Genomic DNA, 5,656 nt, shown 5'->3' with positions numbered 1-5,656 from the left:
TCGCCGATCCGGCCGACGAGGTCCAGCGCGGCCTCGGGGGCGCCGGTCGGGTCGAGGCGGGCCGGAGGCGTGATGACGACGTCGAACCCCTCCGGCAGGTCGTGCTCGGCGAGCATCCGCGGCAGCGTCTCCAGGTCCGGCCCGCGCTACGTGACGGGGGCCGGCGCCCACCCGTCGCCCAGGGTGACCGCGCGCCGCAGGGCACGCCTGCTGTGGCCACCGACCCAGATCGGGACCTTCTGCTGAACCGCGTGCGGGCTGATCACCTGCTCGGTGAAGTGGTAGTACTCCCCGTGGGAGGTGGCGAGCCGTACCGACAGGGACGCCCGCAGCGCCCGCAGGGCGTCGTCGGCCCGTGGCCCGCGGTCGGCGAACGGACGCCCGAGCAGCGCGAACTCCTCTTCGAGGTTGCCGACGCCGACGCCGAGGACGACCCGCCCGCCGCTGAGGTGGTCGAGGGTGCCGTACCGCTTGGCCAACTCGAGCGGATGGTGCAGCCCGAGCACGAGCACGTACGGCAGGAAGCGGATCCGCTCGGTGATCGCCGCGAGGTACGAGAACGTCGCGACCGGGTCGTAGAAGCGTTCACCCCGGGCCAGCCCCGGTGACACGCTGACGTGCTCCGGGCAGGTGAAGAACTCGTACCCGAGCCGGTCGGCGGTGGTGAAGACGGTGCGCAACTCGGCGACCCCGGCCTCGGCCTCCCACGGGGGCCGGGGCCCGGAGTCGGCCAGGACCGGGGAACTGAGGCCGATGCGCACGGCCTCAGGCCTCGGATTCGACGGCGCGGGCGAGGAGGTCGCGGCCCTCGTCGGTGCCGTCGAGCTGGCGGTTCCAGCGGTGGGTCACCTTCCAGCCCTCGTCGGTGCGGGTGAACTCCCACCGGTTGGAGCCGGTACGCCAGATCCGGTAGCCGTTCTGGTCGGGGGCGCTGAGCACGAGCTGCGAGTAGTTCGTCACGACGGCCCGGTCGCCGTCGACGACGATGTGCGGCAGCCCCATGAGGTGGGCGGCGCCGTTGTTGATCAGGGCCTGGTGCCGCTCACCGTTGACCATGCCGCGCAGCGCGTCCCGGCCGTTGAGCACGACCGGGAAGGTGTCGTACACGCCCTCCTCGGTCCACAGCTGGGCGGTGATCTCGGCCGAGCCGCTGTCCACGGCGGGGCCGTAGCTGGCCACGATCCGCCAGAGGGCGAGCTGGTCCTCGGCTGCGGCGAGGCGCCGTTCGGCCTGTTCGAGGCGAGCCTCGAGCAGGGCGAGCCGGTCGGGCTGCGAGTCGCTCATGGTGGGTTCCTTTCGATCGGGTCTCGTCGGATGAACCGGTCGGCGGCCGGTCAGGCCGGGTTCGTCTCGAAGCGTTCCGGGGCGAGCTCGCGCAGCGCTGCCATCTGCTCGAGGTGGTGGGCGGCCGAGGTGGCCACGAGGCTCGCGTTGACAGCGGTCGCCCCGACGGTGTCGGCCGTGCGCAGGTGCGCGCGGGAGCCGTCCGGGTCGCCGAGCGGGTCCAGCGGCGGAATCTGCAGCACGAGGTCGAAGCCGTCCGGGCGTTCCACGGATTCCCAGATGCGGGTCAGCTCCTGCGGTCCGAGGCCGAACGGCGCCCATCCGGTGCCGTACGTCACGGCGCGGCGCAGCGAGCGGCGGGTGCGCCCGCCGATCCACATCGGCACCGTGGTGCGCGGCGCGTGCGGTTCGACGACGAAGTCGGTGAACGTGAACCGGGGCCCCTCGTGGTGCGGCACTGCCCTGCCCCACGCCGCGCGCAGGGCGGTGATCGCCTCGTCGGCGATCGCGCCGCGCTCGGCGAACTCGGCGCCGAGCAGGTCGAACTCCTCTTCGAGGCTGCCGACCCCGATCCCGAGGACGACGCGGCCGCCGCTGAGCAGGTCGAGGGTGCCGTAGGTCTTGGCGAGGGCGAGCGGATGGTGGTAGCCGATGACGACGACGTTCGTCGCGAGCCGGACGCGGCGCGTCGCCGAGGCGAGGAACGACAGCGTGGCCACGGGGTCGAAGTACGTCGCGCCCCGCTCGGCGGCGATCGGGGCGGGCACGGCGACGTGCTCGCTGCAGGTCAGGTGGTGGTAGCCCAGGTCGTCGGCGGCGCGGGCGACGGCCAGCAGCGCGCCGCCGACGTCGGGGCCGGACAGGACGTCCCGTTCCCAGGCGGCCGCGGTGCGCGGATGCTGGACGACGACCGGGGTGAGCAGCCCGATGCGTGCGGTCATGACAGGGTCTCCGATCCGGCGACGCCGCGCGTCGCGCTTGTGGGGCCGGCGTTCGCGGGCGGGATGGTGGCCGCGGCACTGGTCGGGATGAGCCGGAGGCGTTCGAGCAACGCGCCGAAGTCCTCGTCGTCGTCCGGGTCGAGCGGCAGCCCGAGCCCGAGCCCGTCGGCGATGCCGCCGTACGCCTGCCCGAGCACGTCCGGCAGCTCGGCGTAGGTGCCGTGTGGGATGAGGGCGGCCAGGGTCTCGTCGTCGAGGACGGTGGCGAGTCCGGTCCAGCGCCCGGAGGCGGCCATCGCGGCGAGCCGTTCGCCGACCCGGCCCAGGCCGAGCCGGTCCAGGGTGGTGCGGTAGGCGGGAGTGGAGAAGAGGAACGCCAGCTCCTGGCGGGCGGAGTCGCGGCTCGCGGCGAGCGCGGCCGGCGTCGGCCCGGTGATCGACTTGGACACCACGACGACCCGCGGGATCCCGGCGCGTCCGGCCCGTTCGGCCCCGGCGCGCAGCGCGGGGAGTACGACCGTGCGCAGGTGACTCGGGTGCGAGTTCGTCGCGTGGGTGACGAAGCCGTCGGCGAGCTCGCCGGCCACCTCGCAGACGCGCCGGTTGACCCCGCCGGTGTAGAGCGCCGGGGCCGCGGTCGGCAGCGGGCCGGGATTGAAGTACGGCTGCAGCCGGGTGAAGCGGTAGTGGCTGCCCTCGTGCTCCAGGGGTTCGCCGGTGCTGAACGCGGCGAAGATCGCCCGGATCGAGGCGAGGTAGTCGCGCAGGTTCTCCACCGGCCGCTCCCACGGCACCGAGAACCGCCCGACGATGTTGCCGCGTACCTGGGTGGCCAGACCGAGCTGGAAGCGGCCCTCGGAGAACCGCGCGAGGTCCCACGCGGCGTACGCGGTCACCATCGGGCTGCGGGGGAAGGCCAGCGTCATGCTGGTGCGTACGGTGATCCGGCTGGTGTGCTCGGCCGCGAGCAGCGCGACCGCCAGGGAGTCGTGCGTCGTCTCGGGGATGTGCACGGTGTCGAAGCCGAGCCGTTCGATGCGCGCCACGACCGCGGGCACCTCGCGCAGCGCCGTCGTCGGCGGCAGCGTCGTGGTCAGCTCCATCCGGGTGGCGGGTGTCTGTGGCGCCGTCACGGGATGCGGCCCGCCAGGGTGGCGTCGACGACCTCGTCGCCGTTGACGATCCGGGCGAGCTTCTCCAGCCGGGGCGCGCGCCGCAGGTGTGCCCCGCCTTCGACGGGCAGGCACGCGCCGGTGATCCAGGAGGAGCCGGGACCGCAGAGGAAGCGGACCGCGGCGGCGACGTCCTCGGCGCGCCCGATCCGCGACAGGGGCTTCTCGGCGACCGTCGCGGCGGCCAGTTCGGGGTCGGCCAGCAGCCGGCCCGGGTTCTCGCCGTCGGTGGCGACGATGCCGGGGCGTACCACGTTGACCCGTACCGCGAGGTGGCCGAGTTCGTCGGCGGCGACCCGGACGAGCGCTTCGAGCGCGGCCTTGCTCACCGAGTACGACGGCATGAACGGGAAGGAGTGCCCGCCCGCGCTCGACGAGGTGCACACGATCGCACCCCCGCCGCGCGCGGCCAGGGCCTGCCCGCCGTACCGGATGGCGTGCAGCGCCGTGGTGACGTTGCGCCGGAAGTCGTGTTCGAGGGTCTCGGCGTCGAGGGCGAGCAGGGGACGGAAGGTGCCGCCGCCGACTGTGGTGACGACCGCGGCCAGCGGGGTCTCGTCGGCGGCGCGTACCGCTGCTGCCACGTCCTTTTCGCGGGTGGAGTCGCCGGCGCTGATCCGTACCGGCAAACCTCCGGGGGTGGCTGCGGCGATCGTCCCGGCCGCCGCCCGCAGCGTCGCCTCGGTCCGTCCCATGATCGTCACGGCGGCGCCGTCGGCGGCCAGCGCGGCGGCGATGGCGCGGCCGAAGCCGCCGCCCCCGCCGATGACGAGCGCGCCGCGGCCGGCGAGCGGGCCGGGTGCGGCGCTGCTCGGATGGGGATCGGTGCTCATGCCTGCTCCCGCGACGCTCGGCGGAACTTCTCCCGCGTGGACGGGTCGTCCATGAGGACGAAGGTGCCGGTGGCCGTGACGCACGTCAGGTCCCCGACGCGCAGTTCGCCGGAGCTGCGCACCTTGCGTCCGTCGCGCCCGTCGTGCCGGGCCAGGATCGTGATCGTCGAGCCGATCGGGATGGCCGCGCGGAACGAGATGTCGAGCCCGACGGTCACCGCGGCGTATCCGGCGCGGGCGTTGGCGATGCCGAGGGCGTGGTCCATCAGCATGGCCGAGGTGCCGCCGTGCACGTGCCCGGGTGGCCCTTGGAAGGCAAGCCTCAGGGTGACCTCCCCGCGTAAGGAACCGTCCGGCTCGACCCAGAGAGACACCGGCGGCGACAGCGGGTTCTCGGTGCCGCCAGCGGGGTCGAAGCGGCCCGGGCCGGGCTGGCGCCACATCGTCGCGATCCGCTCGGCGAGGTCCGGGGCGTGGGCGTCGATCCGGGCGGTGAGCGCGTCGAGGTCGGCCACTATCGCGTCGGCGTCGGGGTCGACGGCGCCGCCCGCGCGGGTGATCGCGTCGATGAGCCGGCGGGTGGCCGAGGCGACCGCGTCGATGCCGGTGTCGCGGGGCTGTGCCGTGGCGAGGGGGGCTTCCACCGTGCGGACTCCTTTGGCCGGCCGGACATCAAGCAACCAAGCGCTTGCTTGATGCGCACCTTAGCGACCTGACCGCGTGCTGGCAACGGTTGCCCGCTACGCGCCGCCCCCTTGTCGATCATGCTGCCGATCGCCTATTGACGTGCCCGCACGCTGCCACCTACGGTTCCCAATCGAGCGCTTGTTTGGATCGCGAACGGCCGCAACACCGCCAGTCTCGGGCGCGGATGCCGATCAGCTCCGGACAGGCGCTCCACACCAGCGCCGCCATCCATCACCTCCATGACCATCGCGCCCGCACGGCCGCCGCCGAACGGCCCGGCCGCCCCCGGGAACCCGCCGGGTGACCCGCGGAGCCGCTCCCGCTCTCGGGCCGAAGGTCAGGAAAGGACCATTGTGTCTCGCCTCCCGCGCCGCCGACGCCTCGCCGTCGCCGCGAGCCTGCTCGCCGCCACCCTCGTCGTCGGAGCCTGCTCCGCCACCGGAACCGGCGACCCCGGTGCCACCACGGGTGAGATCGACCCCGACGCCGTCCTGCGGGTGAGCGCCTCGTCGCCGTTCCAGAACCTCGACCCGGCGCAGCCGGCCCCCGGCGGCTACCCCTACCTCACGCTGATCTACGACCGGCTCACCATGGTCGACTCCACCGACCAGGTCGTCCCCGGCCTGGCCAAGAAGTGGACCTATGCCCAGGACGGCTCCCACCTCGAACTCGCCCTGCGCGACGACGTCAAGTTCCACGACGGGACGCCGTTCGACGCCAACGCCGTCAAGGTCAACAT

The 5,656-nt window shown here is 73.6% G+C and carries 7 protein-coding genes; 1 reads left to right on the top strand and 6 read right to left on the bottom strand.

Annotated elements, in window-relative coordinates; genetic code table 11:
• Positions 1 to 146 precede the first annotated feature (146 nt).
• From KBX39_RS21305 to KBX39_RS33865, 6 genes are read right to left on the bottom strand one after another with little or no spacing between them, the layout of a single operon-like run.
• Positions 147 to 761 carry a TIGR03619 family F420-dependent LLM class oxidoreductase gene (locus KBX39_RS21305; RefSeq protein ID WP_210872151.1) on the bottom strand — a complete coding sequence of 205 codons (615 nt, stop codon included), beginning with the start codon at positions 759 to 761 and terminating at the stop codon, positions 147 to 149.
• A gap of 4 nt (positions 762 to 765) precedes the next feature.
• Positions 766 to 1,284 (bottom strand): nuclear transport factor 2 family protein, encoded by a 519-nt coding sequence (locus KBX39_RS21300; RefSeq protein WP_082930946.1) that lies wholly within the window; start codon positions 1,282 to 1,284, stop codon positions 766 to 768.
• A gap of 50 nt (positions 1,285 to 1,334) precedes the next feature.
• Positions 1,335 to 2,225 (bottom strand): LLM class F420-dependent oxidoreductase, encoded by an 891-nt coding sequence (locus KBX39_RS21295; protein WP_210872149.1) that lies wholly within the window; start codon positions 2,223 to 2,225, stop codon positions 1,335 to 1,337.
• Positions 2,222 to 3,328: a TIGR03617 family F420-dependent LLM class oxidoreductase gene (locus tag KBX39_RS21290; protein ID WP_043330306.1), complete on the bottom strand. Its 1,107-nt coding sequence runs from the start codon at positions 3,326 to 3,328 to the stop codon at positions 2,222 to 2,224. Before KBX39_RS21290 ends, KBX39_RS21295 begins: the two co-directional genes overlap by 4 nt.
• A 26-nt stretch (positions 3,329 to 3,354) precedes the next feature.
• Complete coding sequence (locus tag KBX39_RS21285) at positions 3,355 to 4,230, bottom strand: SDR family NAD(P)-dependent oxidoreductase (RefSeq protein ID WP_210872147.1); 876 nt, start codon at positions 4,228 to 4,230, stop codon at positions 3,355 to 3,357.
• Positions 4,227 to 4,874: a PaaI family thioesterase gene (locus KBX39_RS33865; RefSeq protein ID WP_051611058.1), complete on the bottom strand. Its 648-nt coding sequence runs from the start codon at positions 4,872 to 4,874 to the stop codon at positions 4,227 to 4,229. Before KBX39_RS33865 ends, KBX39_RS21285 begins: the two co-directional genes overlap by 4 nt.
• Positions 4,875 to 5,270: 396 nt before the next feature.
• On the opposite strand from KBX39_RS33865, the gene KBX39_RS34100 reads away from it, so the two are divergent.
• On the top strand, positions 5,271 to 5,656 hold a 386-nt coding region (locus tag KBX39_RS34100; protein WP_312247471.1), incomplete at its 3' end, for an ABC transporter substrate-binding protein.

The organism is Micromonospora sp. D75 (genome assembly GCF_018070405.1).
Taxonomy (GTDB): domain Bacteria; phylum Actinomycetota; class Actinomycetes; order Mycobacteriales; family Micromonosporaceae; genus Micromonospora; species Micromonospora chalcea.
Note: the sequence above shows the minus strand (reverse complement) of the source record. Positions and strands in the feature narration are given on the sequence as shown.